The organism is Ensifer sp. ZNC0028 (genome assembly GCF_000799055.1).
Classification (GTDB): Bacteria; Pseudomonadota; Alphaproteobacteria; order Rhizobiales; family Rhizobiaceae; genus Ensifer.
The window spans coordinates 1-14,628 of record NZ_JTLA01000113.1 but is presented as its reverse complement, the minus strand read 5'-3'; the positions used below and the strand labels follow the sequence as shown (position 1 = coordinate 14,628).

The window sequence follows — 14,628 nt, the reverse complement described above, 5'->3', positions numbered from 1 at the left end:
GTGCTGGCGGTGGCGGGCGATGCCTGGGCGGACCGGGCCGGCGGCACGTCGGGCGCGATCTGGGGCCTGCTGCTGCGCGCCTGGAGCAATGCCTTCAACGATGATGCAGCCCCGAGCGATGCCGCTATTGTCGACGGCGCCCGCCGTGCGCTCGATGGCGTGACCCGCCTCGGCCGCGCCCGTATCGGCGACAAGACGCTGGTCGATGCGCTGGTGCCTTTCGTCGAGACCCTCGAGCGCGAGTTTGCCGCCGGAAAGCCGCTTATCGAGGCATGGCAGGCGGCGGCAAAGGCTGCGACCGAAGCGGCAGAAGCCACGTCCAGCCTGACGCCGAAGCTCGGCCGTGCACGGCCGCTCGCCGAAAAGAGCGTCGGCCATCCGGACGCTGGCGCCGTTTCGCTGGCGCTGACTGCTCGCGTTGCCGCCGGTGTGCTGGCGCAGGCCGCAAAGGCCTGAGATTAATTGTCTCCTCCGATCGGGCGGCGTCGCCGCCCGATCGGAAACCTCTCCCGATGTGACCGCCTCCCTCTGCGCCGTTCGGCGCCGCCGTCACACGATGTCGCGCCAGACCGCGTTGGCAGAAGGCTCAAGCCCCGCCTTTTCGTGGCTTTTTCAACACTATCTGCAGTCATTGTTGGGGAAACCCGACCAATTTTATCATCTGCTAAAAACTTGCCACGGAATTGCCCGATCGGGGGCTATGGCTTTGTTTTCCTGCAGCGTGCGCTATGTTTTTGAGTTCGCGTGCCGCCGGTCAAATGACAATCATTTCTGACGTTCCGAGAAGGAGACAAGAATGAAAAAGAGTTTTGCCGTGAAGGTGTCCGCAGCGTCTCTGGTTCTCGCTGGCGCGATCGCCGCAAACGCAGCCGATCTCGCGACAGTTCAACCGCAGCCTGAGCCCGACACCAGCAATGGCGTCAAGATCGGCTACCTCGACTGCAATATCGCCGGCGGTGTCGGCTATGTGCTCGGGTCGGCCAAGGAAGTCGATTGCGTCTTCCGCTCGACCATGGGCGCCGAAGCGTCCGACCACTATTCGGGCGCCATCCGCAAGATGGGCGTCGATGTCGGCTTCACGACGCAAAGCCGCCTGATCTGGGCCGTGTTCGCCCCGACCGCGGGCTACCACCGCGGCTCGCTCGGCGGCCTCTATCAGGGTGCAACCGCGGAAGCGACCGTCGGCGCCGGTATCGGTGCCAACATCCTCGTCGGCGGCACCTCTGGGTCGATCCACCTGCAGACGATCAGCGTGACCGGCCAGATCGGCCTCAACCTGGCCGCAACCGGCACGTCGATGACGCTGACGGCCGTCAACTAACGTCCGGCGTCGGGCCGCTGCTCCTCCCATGGCTGGCTCGGCAGGGACGCATATGACAACAAAGGCACCGCACACTCAGACGAGCGTGCGGTGCCTTTGCATTTTGCGCTGTTGCCATCCTCCGATTCGCGGTTAAGGAAGGCCGGCGGGAGTTGGCGCCATAAGAGCGAACGTCGAGGGATCGGATTGAACAGAAGCCTTTGTTTTGGGCTGATTGCCCTTTGTTTCGCAAGCGCGCCGCACACCGCCTCGGCCGAATGGCAGGCGGTCGAAAAGGAAGCGCTCTACACCGTCAACGGACAGACGGGCGCGGAACTCTATGCCTCGATCGGCGAGCGCGGCCCCAAGGCTGGTATCGGCAGGGCGATCGCCCACACCAACTTCAAGCTGACCTGGACGCGAAAATACGAAGAGCAGAGCGGCGCCTGTGTGCTGGCGGTGGCAAAACCGAAGCTGATCATCACCTACACCCTGCCGAAACCGGCAAAGCCGCTGCCTTCAGGCACGCGCGAAAACTGGGACGTCTTCATCGACGGCGTACGCAAGCACGAGCTCGTACATGGTGACTTCATCAAGGAGATGGTGCACGCGATCGAGCAGGCAACGTTGGGGCTGACCGTTCCCGACGATCCGAAATGCCGCAAGATCAGGACAGTCATGACCGAGCGTCTGGGTGCGCTCTCGCAGGCGCAACGCCAGCGCAGCCGCGATTTCGACCAGGTGGAACTGACGGATGGCGGCAACATTCACCAGTTGATCCTGAGGCTGGTGAACGGGCCGTAACCGCCGCGTTCTCAGTTCGAAAAGGCGCCGAACCTCTGCCCGGCGCCGTATCACTCAGGCGTAACGCACCAAAAATTCCTCGGCCGTCAACTCGCGGAAGTCGTCGAGTGCGCGGCGCAGGCGCTGGTGGTCCCAATCCCACCAGGAAAGCGCGTCCATGCGCTCGCCGACGCCTTCGTTGAAACGGTCGCGGATGAGCTTCGCCGGGACGCCGCCGACGATGGTGTAGGGCGCGACGTCCTTCGAGACCACCGCACCGGCACCAATGACGGCGCCGTTGCCGACGGTGACGCCCGGCAGAATTGTGGCGCCGTGGCCGATCCAGACGTCATGGCCGATCGTCACCCGGTTCGACCGCCGCCAGGCGAAGAGGTCGTGGTCGAGTTCGGTATCATCCCAGTAGTTCGGTGCGCGATAGGTGAAGTGGTGCAGTGTCGCGCGCCAGGTCGGGTGGTTGGTGGCGTTGATGCGCACGGCAGCGGCAATGTTGACGAACTTGCCGATCGTCGCGCACCAGATAGAGCCGTCCTGCATGATGTAGGAGTAGTCGCCGAACTCGACCTCGTCGAGCCGCGAGCGCTCCTGCACTTCGGTGTAGCGCCCGAGCGTCGAATTGTTGACGCTCGCCGTCGGGTGGATGAAGGGCTCGAGCCCGAGCTTCTGGCTCATGCGGCAGCCTTCCTGGGCGAGAAGGCAGAAACGTCGAGGATGCGGTCGGCAACCGCGTCGCGCACTTCCTCGTCGTGGAAGATGCCGATCAGCGCCGTGCCCTTGGCCTTTTTCTGGGCAATCAGCTCGACCACGACCGCCCGGTTCTTCGCATCGAGCGAAGCGGTCGGTTCGTCCAGCAAAAGGATCTTGTGGTCGGTGATGAAGCCGCGGGCGATGTTGACGCGCTGCTGCTCGCCGCCGGAGAAGGTCACCGGCGGCAGGCTCCAGAGTTCGCGCGGCAGGTTCAGCTTGTTCAGCAGTTCGGCCGCATGAGTGCGGGCCTCTTCGAGCGGCATGCCACGAGCCTGCAGCGGCTCGGCGACGATGTCGAGCGAGGAGACGCGCGGCACGACCCGCAGGAACTGGCTGACATAGCCGAGCGTGGTGCGCCGGACTTCAAGCACGGTGCGCGGCTCGGCGGTTGCGAGGTTCACCAGCTTGCCGTCGTGATCCATCAGGATCTGACCTTCGTCGACGCCATAATTGCCGTAGAGCATTTTCAGGATCGAGCTCTTGCCGACGCCGGAGGGGCCGCCGAGAACGACGCATTCGCCCGCCTTCACCGAGAAGGAGACGTTGGCGACGACCGGCCGGCGAATACCGTCGCGCAGGTGCATGGTGAAGCTTTTTGCGACTTCGGAAACAACGAGAGGAGTTGCCATGGTTCTTACTTTCCTATGCGCATGATCTTGTCCGAGAACCGATTTTCACGTTTCGCGATCATGCGTCACACCTGCAGGATCGAGGAGACGAGGAGCTGGGTATAGGGCTCGCGCGGATCGTCGAGTACGCGGTCGGTCAGGCCCTGTTCGATGACCGCGCCGTCCTTCATCACCATCATGCGGTGCGAGAGGAGACGGGCGACGGCGAGGTCGTGGGTGACGATGATGGCGGCAAGCCCGAGGTCATGCACGAGACCACGCACCAGATCGAGCAGGCGCGCCTGAACCGAGACGTCGAGGCCGCCGGTCGGCTCGTCCATGAAGACGAGGCGAGGGGAGGTGACGAGGTTTCGGGCGATCTGCAGGCGCTGGCGCATGCCGCCCGAGAAGGCGCGCGGCTGGTCGTCGATACGGTCGATACCGATTTCCACCCGCTCAAGCCAGTCGCTGGCGGTGGCGCGGATGTTTCCGTAGTGGCGATCGCCGACGGCCATCAGCCGTTCGCCGACATTGGCGCCGGCCGAAACCGTCATGCGCAGGCCATCGGCCGGGTTCTGGTGCACGAAGCCCCAGTCGGTGCGCATCAGGAAGCGACGCTCGGCCTCGCCCATGCGGGCGAGATCACGGTACTGGCCGTCGCGCATGTGATATTCGACGATGCCCGACGTCGGCATCAGGCGCGTCGAGAGGCAGGACAGAAGCGTCGTTTTGCCGGAGCCGGATTCGCCGACGATGGCGAGCACTTCGCCGGCATAGAGCTCGAAGGAAACGTTGCGGCAGCCGATGCGGCTTCCGTAGAACTTCGAGACGTCGTTCACTTTCAGAAGCGGGAGCGTACTCATTCTGCGGCCTCCTGGCGTGCGAGCATGTGACCTGCATGGCCACAGGCGCGGCGGTCTTCGCAATGATCGGTATCGGAGCAGACGAACATGCGTCCGCCCTTGTCGTCGAGGATCACCTCGTCGAGATAGACGTCCTCTGCGCCGCAGAGCGCGCAGGGCTTGTCGAACGTCTGGATCTCGAAGGGATGGTCGTCGAAATCGAGGCTGACGACGTCGGTATAGGGCGGCACGGCGTAGATCCGCTTTTCGCGGCCAGCGCCGAAGAGCTGGAGGGCTTCCGACATGTGCATCTTCGGATTGTCGAACTTCGGCGTCGGCGACGGGTCCATCACGTAGCGACCCTCGACCTTGACCGGATAGGCGTAGGTCGTCGCGATATGGCCGTTGCGGGCAATGTCCTCGTAGAGCTTCACATGCATCAGCCCGTATTCCTCGAGCGCATGCATCTTGCGCGTCTCGGTCTCGCGCGGCTCAAGGAAGCGCAAAGGTTCCGGGATCGGCACCTGGTAGACGAGCGTCTGACCCTCGGAGAGCTTTTCCTCCGGGATGCGGTGGCGCGTCTGGATGATCGTCGCCTCTTTCGTCCGGGTGGTGACCGCGACGTCGGCGACCTTCTGGAAGAAGGCGCGGATCGAAACCGCGTTGGTGGTGTCGTCTGCACCCTGGTCGATGACCTTCAGCACGTCCTGCGGCCCGAGGATCGAGGCCGTCACCTGGACGCCGCCGGTGCCCCAGCCGTAGGGCATCGGCATTTCGCGCGAGGCAAACGGCACCTGGTAGCCGGGAATGGCGATTGCTTTGAGGATCGCGCGGCGGATCATGCGCTTCGTCTGTTCGTCGAGATAGGCGAAGTTATAGGTAGCAAGGTCGTTCATCGCCGATTACCCTTGAGTGTGTCGACCGCTGATGGGGTCAGGATTTGAGCGAGATTTTTGTCTGGGTGGTTGGAATCTTCTTGGTGTGTTCCGCGGTTGCCGGCCTGTTCGGCGTTGCCCGCCGGGAGGCCCGAGAACCGGACAGCCGAGCGCGCAACAACGACGGCGGGGGCCACGCCGGTGGCGTCTATGCCGGTGATGGCGGCGATTGCGGCGGCGGGGACGGTGGCGGCGACTGAGCCGTTAAGACTGGAGAAAAATCCGATCATTCGGCCGCCTCCCGCTGTTCCTTCGCCGTGTCGCCTGCATTGGCCGTGTCGTAGTCGCGGCGCATCCGGCGGACGAGGTCGAGTTCGGCCTGGAAGTCGACATAATGTGGCAGCTTCAGGTGCTCGACGAAGCCGGTCGCCTGGACGTTGTCGGCGTGCGAGATGACGAATTCCTGGTCCTGGGCGGGGGCGACGATGTCCTCATTGAATTCGTCGGTTCTGAGCGCCCGGTCGACCAGCGACATCGACATCGCCTTGCGTTCGCTCTGGCCGAAGACGAGGCCGTAACCGCGGGTGAACTGCGGCGGCTGCTTGGCCGAGCCCATGAACTGGTTGACCATCTGGCATTCGGTGACGCGGATCGAGCCGAGCGAGACGGCAAAGCCGAGTTCCGGCAGGTCGAGCTCGACCTCCACTTCGCCGATGCGGACTTCGCCGACGAAGGGATGGGTGCGGCCGTAGCCACGCTGGGTGGAGTAGGCGAGCGCCAGCAGGAAGCCTTCGTCACCGCGGGCGAGCGCCTGCAGGCGGAGGTCCCGGGCCATCGGAAACTCCATCGGCTCACGTGTCAGGTCGCCCATGACGTGGCCTTCGGGCATTTGCCCGTCACCCTCGATCAGGCCTTCACCGTCGAGAATGTCGGAGACGCGCATGACGTGCTCGCCGGGTTCCTTGACTGCCGGTGCCTCGACAGCGTCATCGGCGATGAGCGACGGGTCGAGCAGGCGGTGGGTGTAGTCGAAGGTCGGGCCCAGCAGCTGACCGCCCGGCAGATCCTTGTAGGTCGCCGAAACGCGGCGCTCGACCTTCATGTTGGCGGTATCGACCGGCTCGGAATAGCCGAAGCGCGGCAGCGTCGTGCGGTATGCGCGCAGGATGAAGATCGCTTCGATCATATCGCCGCGCGCCTGGCGCACGGCAAGCGCTGCGAGCGCGCGGTCGTAGAGCGAGGCTTCCGCCATCACCCGATCGACGGCAAGGCCGAGTTGCTCGACCACCTGGTCGATGGTGATAGAGGGAAGATTGCGGTCGCCGCGGCGGCGATCGGCGAGAAGGCGGTGGGCATTGGCAATGGCGGCTTCCCCGCCCTTGACGGCTACGTACATGGCTCACGCCTCCTTGAGCGAAAGACGGGTGGTGCGCGGCAGGCAGACGAGCTTGTCGCCTGCCGTCAGCACGAGATCGACGCCGCGCGGAAAAATCGCGCGATTGGCCGTCCAGAATTCAAGGAAGACGTCCGGCAACCCCTTCACCGCAACGTCCGCTACGTCCTTGATGCCGGGGCCCTTGGCGGTCAGCACCGGGTCGCCGGTCAGCGCCTCGACTTCGATGACGAGTGTCGTCGAACGGTCCGGATATTCCTGCGTGCCGAGGGAAAACTGATCGAAACCGGGGAAGGCTGCGCCCTTTTCGATGAAGGCAAAGCGCGCGTCGGTCTTGCTGGTGGTAAGCGGAGCACCCGTGTGAAAGGCGATCCACTGCGGAACGGCCGATTTGGAAAGCGCCGGCGTCAGCCAGACGGGGGTGTCATGGTCGCACAAGGTCAGCGCCACGGCGCCGGCGGCCGCAGCGAGCGGAACGGGGGGCGTGCTGGTCGCGCCAAGGCGCTTGATCGTGCCCGGACGTGCAAAGCCATCCATCAGGTCACGGAAGACGGACTGGGCTGCAAAGACCGGATCGGCAAAGGCGCCGGCATAAATCTGCGATTGGCTGGCCATCAGTCGTCTCCCCGGACCATGGTGAAAAAGTCGACGCGGGTGGCCGCGGTCTCCTCGGCCTTTCGGCGTTCTTCCTGGGCAAGCCGGTCGGCCACGCGGCCAAGCAGGGCCTCGACGCCCACCCTGTCGCCGTCACGTTGGGCAAGGGCGTCAAAGATGGCCGCGAGCCGCGCGCGCTGCCGGTCCGTGCCGAGCAACTGCCCGTGGCCGATCTCGCCAGTCGAAAGGCGGATTGTGGCACGCGAAACGGTGGCTTCTCCGAGATTGAAGGCGTCGCCGCCGCCACCGATTCGGCCGCGCACCATGACAAGGCCGGTTTCCGGACCGCGGACCGGATGAACGTCCGGCTTGTCGGCAAGCGCTTCCCAGGCGGCGTTGAGCTCGTCGAGGGTTGCGCGGGCGAGCAGCCCCATGGCCTTCTTGCGCGCCGGATCCGGCGGGCTTTCCTGTTTCAGCTTCGCATCCATCATTTTCACCTCAAATGTCTATTGATCTAGACAACTATACATCTTATACTTTTTCATAACGTCCGCAAATGACAGGCTTGTGACATGCCAATGCGAAAAGACACGGCAGTGCGAAAAGTGGTGGAGCGCCAGACGGGGGTCGCCCTGTGGCGGCAGATCGCCGACCGGATCCGCCTGGCCATCAGCAATGGCGACTATGATGCGACCGGCATGGTGCCGGCGGAAACCACGCTCGCCGGCGAGTTCGGCGTCAACCGGCACACGGTCAGAAGTGCGCTGGCGGCGCTCGCCGAAGAGGGTCTGGTGCGCGCCGTCCAGGGGCGCGGCACGATGATCGAGCGCAAGGAACGGGTGAGCTATCCGATCTCGAAGCGCACGCGCTTCTCGCAAGGTCTCGGCCACCAGGTGAAGGAGATCGGCACGCGGCTGCTTGGCCATGCCGAACTGCCGGCGAGCGGAGAGGTCGCAAAGGCGCTCGGCATTTCGCCGGGCGATCCTGTGACCGAGCTTCGCACCGTCAGCAGCGGCGATGGCCGACCGCTCTCGGTATCGTCGAGCTATTATCCTGCGCATCGCTTCCCGCGCATGGCCGAGGAATTCGAACGGCTGAACTCCGTCACCAAGGCCTTTGCAGCCCACGGCCTGGATGATTATGTACGCGCCTCGACGGAGATCGTCGCCCGGCATGCCGATGCCGAGGAGCTCTCGATGCTGAAGCTCTCGCCCGGCGCAATCGTGCTCGAAGCTCAGTCGACCAACGCCGATCTCGACGGCAAGCCGATCGAGTATTCCCGTAGCCGTTTTGCCGCTGACCGGATGAAGCTGCGGATCGAGACGTGAGGTCTTTAAACCGACCTCTGCCGGTCGCGGTCCCGTCTCGTCCAACCAGAAGCGTTCCGATCCCCGTCAGGAAATAAGGCAAGGGCCGCATTTCCGACGCGTTTTTGCCGCATGACCGGAGCCTGCATCAGGAACCGCGCATTCGGGACTTCTCTTAGGGGGAGAATGGCAATGGCGACGTGGCGACCCGATCCATCCTTCTATCCATCACCGCGCATGGCGGCCAAGGCCCCAAAGGAGACGCTCGCCTACGTGGCGGCTTTCGATCCAGACCGAAGACGACCAGACGCGATCGCCGTCGTCGATGTCGATCCGGCGTCGCCGACCTATTCGCAGATCGTCGGCAAGGTCGATATGCCGAATGTCGGGGACGAGCTGCATCATTTCGGCTGGAACGCCTGTTCCTCGTGCCTGTGCCCCAACGCGCCGCACCCGCATGTCGAGCGCCGCTACCTGGTGGTGCCGGGCCTGCGCTCCTCGCGTCTGCACATCATCGACACCAAGCCGGATCCGCGCAATCCGAAGATCGTGCGGGTGATCGAGCCCGCCGAAATTGCCGAGAAGGCGAACTATTCGCGGTTGCACACAACTCATTGCGGGCCTGAAGGCATCTACGTCAACGCGCTTGCCGATCGCGACGGCAAGGCGCCCGGCGGCATCTTCCTGCTCGACCATCAGAGCTTCGACGTTCTTGGCCAATGGGAAATGGACCGTGGGCCGCAGAAGCTCGCCTATGATTTCTGGTGGCATCTCGGCCACGACACGATGATAACAAGCGAATGGGGCACGCCCGATACGTTCGAGAACGGGTTGGTTCCCGAGGTGCTCCTTGGTTCGAAGTACGGCCGGCGCTTGCATTTCTGGGACCTGCACAAGCGTAAGCACGTGCAGGAGATCGATTTTGGCAAGGAACACCAGCTCGTCTTCGAACTGCGCCCGGCGCACGACCCGACCAAAGCCTATGGTTTCGTTGGCTGCGTCATCAGCCTCAAGGATCTCTCGGCGTCGATCTGGACCTGGTATCGCGACGGCGACAAATGGGCGGTCAAGAAGGTGATCGAGATCCCGGCAGAACCGGCCGATCCGGATCTGCTGCCGCCGGTGCTGAAAGGCTTCAGTGCGGTCGCGCCGCTCGTCACCGACATCGATCTCTCGATGGACGACCGGTTCCTTTACGTTTCCTGCTGGGGCACCGGCGACATGATCCAGTACGACGTGTCCGACCCCTTCGCGCCGAAGGAGACGGGACGGGTTCGAATCGGCGGTATCGTTTCGCGCGCAAGCCACCCGAAGGCGAAGAACGGCGCGCTCAACGGTGGGCCGCAAATGGTCGAGATCAGCCGTGACGGCAAGCGGGTCTATTTCACCAATTCGCTCTACGGCGCCATCGACCCGCAGTTCTACCCTGAAGGCATCGACGGATGGATGGTCAAGCTCGATGTTGCCGATGGTGGCGGGATCGCGTTCGACGAGCGCTTCTTTGTGGATTGGCCAAAGGGCCACCGACCGCATCAGGTTCGCCTCGAAGGCGGCGACTGCTCGTCCGATTCCTATTGTTATCCGTGAGGAGGGAGCTGTGGTGCAGCCCGGTCACGGCGAATGACGGCGGTCTGGCCATGGCTCTCGCTCGCCGGCCTCGGCGCCTTTCACGGCCTCAATCCTGCGATGGGCTGGTTGTTCGCCGTGGCACTCGGGCTTCATCGCCAGAGCAGCCGGGTCGTCTGGCTGTCCCTGGCACCCATTGCGGTCGGTCACGCGATCTCGGTCGCGAGCGTGCTGGCGGTGTTCGCAGCATTCGGCTCGGTGCTCGATCCGAACACCTTCAGGATCGCTGCGGCCGTGCTCATTCTCGGTGCCGCCGGCTACACCGCCATTTATGGCCATCGCCACCGCGTCCGTATCGGGATGCGGACTGGCATGGCGGGACTTGCGCTCTGGTCCTTCCTGATGGCGACGAGCCACGGGGCCGGCCTCATGCTGGTGCCGGCGGTGCTCAGTCTCTGTCTTGCAGGTCACGCAGGCGACCTGGCGATGGCAAGTTCGCTGCCGTTCTCGCTCGCGGCCGTCGCGGTGCATAGTATCGCGATGTTGACGGTGACCGCCGCGCTGGCGCTTGCCGTCTTCTCCTGGTTCGACCTTGCGGTACTGCGTTCGGCCTGGATCAATTTGGATCGTCTTTGGTCGCTCGCACTTGGGGCAACCGGCGTCGTTCTTCTCATCCAATGAAGCGCAAGGCAGCCGCCTACTGACGCTGCGATTTCACATAGCCGATATAGCCGCGGACATCGGCGGCGGGCTCGGCATAGGCAGGTCCGAGCGTTCGTTCGATGTTCGCCATGTAGGTCTTTGCCCAGTCCGGCAGCTCATAGTCGATCGCGGCCAGGAACTCGAGCGTTGCGGCGAGCCGGATATCGGCGATTGAAGGCTTGGCACCCCCGATGAACGGCTTGTCGCCGATGTAGAACGTGCGGAATACCTCGAGCGGTTCGGCAAGGGCTGCAACCGCCGCCTGACGGGCGATCTCCTTCGTCGCCGCGTCTGCATCGCTGCAGCCGACTTCGCCCGCGTAAAGCGGAAAGTTCAGCGCCGGATAGGTTGCGCGGGCGAGATAGGGATAGAACGTGCCGATCAGATAGAACATGGCGCTGTCGATCATCGCGCGTGCTTCTGGTTCCCTCGCGTAGAAGTCATCCAGCCCATGTTTGTTGCAGAGGTACTGCATGATCGCGCAGCTTTCCCAAAGCGCGCCTTTGGGCAGGTCCGCCATCTCAATCATCGGTGTCAGGTGCGAGGGCGCTCGGGCCAGATATTCGGGCGTGCGCGTCTGGCCGTAGACGTCGTTTTCGCTGAAATCGAGATTGGCTGCCCTGAGAAACACGCGCGCCGTCATGTTGTTGACGCTGGGCTTGATGACGTTGAGCTGGATTGCGGACATGGCATTCCTCCCTTTTGAGCGCCATTCGGCAGGTGCTGCTCTTGCTTGAGCCACCTGCGCAAATCGAGCGGCCTTTCCCTGCGCCGATCGATGCTAGCGTCGGCCGTACGGGTCTTTTGCCAGGCGATCGGGCGAAAGCGTGGGTCGCGTGCGCTCGACCAGCGCCTCGATCGCATCGGCAAGGTGAACCTCGGCGATGTTGTAGTCGCCGCGAGCGACCCTCACCCTGTGGGCTTCCATCAGCACCTCGGCGTGGCTGTGGCCCGTGGGCGGTTCGAAGCGATAGGACGCCAATTCGACCAGCAATCCAAGCGGATCCTCGAAGTAGATCGAATCCATGAAGCCGCGATCCTTGACGCCGCTGTGCCGGATCTTTCGCTCGTCGAGCCGCTCCACGGCCTGGTTGAATGTCGCGCGCGAAACGGCAAAGGCTATGTGGTGCACGCAGCCCATGTCGGTCGGGGTGCGCTCGGAATCTGGCGTGCGGTTCTCGTCGGTGAAGACGGTGATCAGGCGGCCGTCGCCCGGATCGAAGTAGAGGTGGCTTTCGCTCGCCCGGTCGAGGTTCGGTTGCTCGAAAATGAAGGGCATGCCGAGCAACCCTTCCCAGAAATCGATCGACGTCTGCCGGTCCGCCCCGACAAGCGTGATGTGGTGAACGCCTTGCGATTGCAGTTTGCGCATAGCCGGCCTCCCCGGTTCGGCGGACAATGTGGGCCGAATGGCTCCTGGCCCCGCTTTCCACCGCATGCAATTGTCGCCCGTCGCGGGCAGAAGGCAAGCGCCAATCACGGGGGAATTGGCGGGCGGCGAACGTCTCGTGGCCGGGCAATGCACAGCTTTGAGCCCACCTGATCTTGACCGCCTTCGATTTGGTTGTTTTTCTTGTGCGACGCAATCAAAGACTGTGTCGCGTTGTGTCTGTCGGTCAGCGACGAGGAGGGAAGCATGAAGATCCTGTACAAAGCCGGCGTCGCTGGTCTGTTGCTTCTTTCCGCTGCTGCTCCCGTCAGGGCTGATGGTGATGCGTTTGTCGGACAGTGGCGGCAACTGACCTCCACGGCCGGGCAGTGCGACAAATGCTATATCGGCATCGTCCGTCACGGTGACCTTTTGACCGTGAGCAGCAACAACGGCTGGCAGGCCGTGGCGAACGTCGAGCGTTTTGCCGACCTACCGCTTGCCGCAGGCAAGGGACAGTGGCAGCCAACCGTTGCCGGCGCCTATGGCGGCAGAAGCTTCGGCATCCAGTTCGTTCGGCGTGGCGGCCAACTGCAGATGTTCATGGTGGTGTCGCGCGGTGATGGCGCGCCCATGTCCATTCGCGCGACCTTCGAGAAGAGGCCTCCTGTCTCCGACGAGGGGCGGCAGCAGATTCACCGCATCTGATCCAATTCGCCGGTCGCCGCCTTTAGCGTTCTCTATAGCCCCGAGGATCTCGGGAGTAGGACGATGATAAATCGCAGCGAGGCTGCGGTTGCCGTTGGACCTTATCGTTCGACGAAGCGGCCGTCGCGACCGAGGAGGTGCTGGCTCTTATGGAGCGGCTGGCAGGCCGGCGTTTTGGCTTTCTCAGGCTCTGCGTCAGCGCTGCAAATCCCGGCCTGCGCGAAATCGTCCTCAACCGAGGCTGGGTGGAGGGGCGCGAAAATCAGGAAATGGGTTGGGTTGCCGATGGTCAACCGAAGGCGGAAGGGCGTGGCGCCTGGACCGTGCAAAGACTGACCGGCCGTGACGATCCTCGCTTGCCTCAGCTTGCGACTTTGTTGGCAGACCATTTTCAATGGGATGACGACTGCGCCGGTCGGTTGAGGGAATATCTGGCGGAAGGGTATCACGCTGGATATGTGCACGATGACAACGCCGTTCTCGGTGCGGCGGTCTGGCTGAAGGTCGCGGATACGGATTTCGGGCGGCTAGAGTACCTGGCCGTTGCGCCCGAAGCGCGCCGTCGGCAGATCGGGACCTCGCTCGTCCGGGCGACGTTGGACGATTTGCGATCCGCAGGGTGCAGCGAGGTTTTTCTCAGCATGGATCCGTCGGCAACGGCCGCTCGTGCGGTCTACGTGGCGCAGGGCTTCGTTCCAACGCTCCGATATTCCACATTCGAGCTTTCGTTCTGACGCCGCGTCTGCCGAAGAAACCGTTTCCGACACGCGTGTTTTGATTTCCGCGACAAACTTTCCTATCTTCCGGTTGCAACATCTGCAGGGTGGATGGAGGACATATGCCGATCGTACGGCGATCGAAGATCAGGCAGCGCCTGCTGATCATGCTTGTCACCGGCATCGGCGGCATGGCGGCGGCTGCGATTTCCTTTGCTTCGGCGGTTTATGATGCAGCCAATCCGGTTCCCGTGCCGGTCATCGGCAAAGGCCAGGCGGTCGATACGGGCCGATGGCGAGTGACCATCAACGGCGCCCAGATGTCGTCCCTGCCACCGACCGGCACGAAACCTTTCGAACAGAAGCGGTTCCTGCTGGTGGATCTCGAAGTCGACAACCGGTCCGTCGCCACCAGCAACGGCTTCATGAACCTGATCACGATCCAGGATGATGCCGCTCCGCTGCAGCCCAAGCCCACCTATTACCTTGCGCGGGACAAATGGATCGCCAGTGCGATCAATCCGAACATGCCGGAAAGACTGGTCGCGGCCTGGGAGTGGCCGGCGGACCGCCCGGAACCGCAGACGCTTTCGCTGGCGATCGGAAAACAGATCTACAAGCCGCGCGACAATCTTTATGGCGCGCCGAATTGGTTCGATGACGGTGAGGCTGCGGTCGTCGAACTGCCGGTCACGCAGGCCTCGGAGACGACGGAGCAATGATGTCGGCTTTCCGTACGCTGCTGCTTTGCGGCCTTGCGATCGCCGCGCTCTATACGATGCGAAACAGCACGCCCGGCTACGGCGACATCACCGCGCCGATCGCCATTCACGGTGCTGTCGGCGAGCGGGCGGAAACGCGTGACTTCGCCTTCGGCGCGGCCAATGTGCATCTGGCGCGCCAGCTCAAGGTCGAAAGTTTCGGGCGGGTCAAGGACTACTCCACTTCAGGTGTCTGGCTGCTCATCGAGGGCGCGGCCGTTGCCAAGACAGAAACGATGACGTTGATGTCTGCGGAATGGCTGGCGGGCAATGGCCTGCGCTATGCGCTGAGCCAGCGGTTTTCGACCGTGCCGGGCTATCTGCCGACGGAGCGGCTCC

General features: G+C 63.4%; 19 protein-coding genes and 1 pseudogene. 10 read left to right on the top strand and 10 right to left on the bottom strand.

Annotation, left to right across the window (positions count from 1 at the left end):
* The 3 genes from L981_RS26160 to L981_RS26150 form a co-directional block, all read left to right on the top strand.
* Positions 1 to 456: DAK2 domain-containing protein (locus L981_RS26160; RefSeq protein WP_156134239.1), on the top strand; the 456-nt coding region annotated here is incomplete at its 5' end.
* 340 nt (positions 457 to 796) lie between these two features.
* On the top strand, positions 797 to 1,321 hold the full coding sequence (locus tag L981_RS26155; protein ID WP_034800084.1) for a DUF992 domain-containing protein: 525 nt from the start codon (positions 797 to 799) through the stop codon (positions 1,319 to 1,321).
* 186 nt (positions 1,322 to 1,507) lie between these two features.
* Positions 1,508 to 2,104 (top strand): DUF922 domain-containing Zn-dependent protease, encoded by a 597-nt coding sequence (locus tag L981_RS26150; protein ID WP_245281722.1) that lies wholly within the window; start codon positions 1,508 to 1,510, stop codon positions 2,102 to 2,104.
* Positions 2,105 to 2,158: 54 nt separating this feature from the next.
* Here L981_RS26150 and L981_RS26145 read toward each other — a convergent pair whose 3' ends face one another.
* The 8 genes from L981_RS26145 to phnG all read right to left on the bottom strand — a co-directional run bounded on the left by L981_RS26145 (position 2,159) and on the right by phnG (position 7,648).
* The gene (locus tag L981_RS26145) at positions 2,159 to 2,773 is read right to left on the bottom strand and encodes a DapH/DapD/GlmU-related protein (RefSeq protein ID WP_043623290.1); all 615 of its coding nucleotides are present in this window, start codon (positions 2,771 to 2,773) and stop codon (positions 2,159 to 2,161) included.
* Positions 2,770 to 3,477, bottom strand: a complete 708-nt coding sequence (gene phnL / locus L981_RS26140; protein WP_043623286.1) for a phosphonate C-P lyase system protein PhnL — start codon at positions 3,475 to 3,477, stop codon at positions 2,770 to 2,772. The genes L981_RS26145 and phnL overlap by 4 nt, the downstream gene beginning before the upstream one ends.
* 65 nt (positions 3,478 to 3,542) lie before the next feature.
* Entirely contained in the window at positions 3,543 to 4,319 is a 777-nt protein-coding gene (gene phnK, locus L981_RS26135) for a phosphonate C-P lyase system protein PhnK (RefSeq protein WP_043623284.1), read from the bottom strand.
* Positions 4,316 to 5,194: an alpha-D-ribose 1-methylphosphonate 5-phosphate C-P-lyase PhnJ gene (locus L981_RS26130; protein ID WP_043623281.1), complete on the bottom strand. Its 879-nt coding sequence runs from the start codon at positions 5,192 to 5,194 to the stop codon at positions 4,316 to 4,318. The genes phnK and L981_RS26130 overlap by 4 nt, the downstream gene beginning before the upstream one ends.
* A complete protein-coding gene (locus L981_RS34725) occupies positions 5,191 to 5,463 on the bottom strand; it encodes a hypothetical protein (RefSeq protein ID WP_156134238.1) in 273 nt (90 codons plus the stop codon). Before L981_RS34725 ends, L981_RS26130 begins: the two co-directional genes overlap by 4 nt.
* The gene (locus L981_RS26120; RefSeq protein WP_043623275.1) at positions 5,460 to 6,569 is read right to left on the bottom strand and encodes a carbon-phosphorus lyase complex subunit PhnI; all 1,110 of its coding nucleotides are present in this window, start codon (positions 6,567 to 6,569) and stop codon (positions 5,460 to 5,462) included. The genes L981_RS34725 and L981_RS26120 overlap by 4 nt, the downstream gene beginning before the upstream one ends.
* A gap of 3 nt (positions 6,570 to 6,572) precedes the next feature.
* Positions 6,573 to 7,181 carry a phosphonate C-P lyase system protein PhnH gene (gene phnH, locus L981_RS26115; RefSeq protein WP_043623272.1) on the bottom strand — a complete coding sequence of 203 codons (609 nt, stop codon included), beginning with the start codon at positions 7,179 to 7,181 and terminating at the stop codon, positions 6,573 to 6,575.
* Positions 7,181 to 7,648 carry a phosphonate C-P lyase system protein PhnG gene (gene phnG / locus L981_RS26110; protein WP_043623269.1) on the bottom strand — a complete coding sequence of 156 codons (468 nt, stop codon included), beginning with the start codon at positions 7,646 to 7,648 and terminating at the stop codon, positions 7,181 to 7,183. The genes phnH and phnG overlap by 1 nt, the downstream gene beginning before the upstream one ends.
* Before the next feature lie 90 nt (positions 7,649 to 7,738).
* Between phnG and phnF the strand changes: the two genes are divergently transcribed.
* The 3 genes from phnF (at position 7,739) to L981_RS26095 (ending at position 10,714) form a co-directional block, all read left to right on the top strand.
* Positions 7,739 to 8,488 carry a phosphonate metabolism transcriptional regulator PhnF gene (phnF, locus tag L981_RS26105; protein ID WP_043623266.1) on the top strand — a complete coding sequence of 250 codons (750 nt, stop codon included), beginning with the start codon at positions 7,739 to 7,741 and terminating at the stop codon, positions 8,486 to 8,488.
* Positions 8,489 to 8,659: 171 nt separating this feature from the next.
* Complete coding sequence (locus L981_RS26100) at positions 8,660 to 10,054, top strand: selenium-binding family protein (RefSeq protein WP_043623263.1); 1,395 nt, start codon at positions 8,660 to 8,662, stop codon at positions 10,052 to 10,054.
* 33 nt (positions 10,055 to 10,087) lie between these two features.
* Positions 10,088 to 10,714, top strand: coding sequence for a hypothetical protein (locus L981_RS26095; RefSeq protein WP_043623260.1), 627 nt, complete (start codon positions 10,088 to 10,090; stop codon positions 10,712 to 10,714).
* Positions 10,715 to 10,730: 16 nt separating this feature from the next.
* Here the strand turns inward: L981_RS26095 and L981_RS26090 are convergent, their stop codons facing one another.
* Positions 10,731 to 11,423, bottom strand: a complete 693-nt coding sequence (locus tag L981_RS26090) for a glutathione S-transferase family protein (protein WP_043623257.1) — start codon at positions 11,421 to 11,423, stop codon at positions 10,731 to 10,733.
* Positions 11,424 to 11,516: 93 nt separating this feature from the next.
* Entirely contained in the window at positions 11,517 to 12,107 is a 591-nt protein-coding gene (locus L981_RS26085; RefSeq protein ID WP_043623254.1) for a VOC family protein, read from the bottom strand.
* A gap of 264 nt (positions 12,108 to 12,371) precedes the next feature.
* Here L981_RS26085 and L981_RS26080 point away from each other — a divergent pair, with 264 nt between their 5' ends.
* The 4 genes and pseudogenes from L981_RS26080 to L981_RS26065 all read left to right on the top strand — a co-directional run.
* The gene (locus L981_RS26080) at positions 12,372 to 12,812 is read left to right on the top strand and encodes a hypothetical protein (RefSeq protein WP_052202022.1); all 441 of its coding nucleotides are present in this window, start codon (positions 12,372 to 12,374) and stop codon (positions 12,810 to 12,812) included.
* Between the two features lie 149 nt (positions 12,813 to 12,961).
* The gene (locus L981_RS33445) at positions 12,962 to 13,546 is read left to right on the top strand and encodes an N-acetyltransferase (RefSeq protein WP_052202021.1); all 585 of its coding nucleotides are present in this window, start codon (positions 12,962 to 12,964) and stop codon (positions 13,544 to 13,546) included.
* Positions 13,547 to 13,650: 104 nt separating this feature from the next.
* Complete coding sequence (locus tag L981_RS26070; protein ID WP_043623251.1) at positions 13,651 to 14,250, top strand: hypothetical protein; 600 nt, start codon at positions 13,651 to 13,653, stop codon at positions 14,248 to 14,250.
* Positions 14,250 to 14,628: pseudogene (locus tag L981_RS26065) on the top strand (hypothetical protein); the annotation flags it as partial. The gene L981_RS26070 and the pseudogene L981_RS26065, both read left to right, overlap by 1 nt.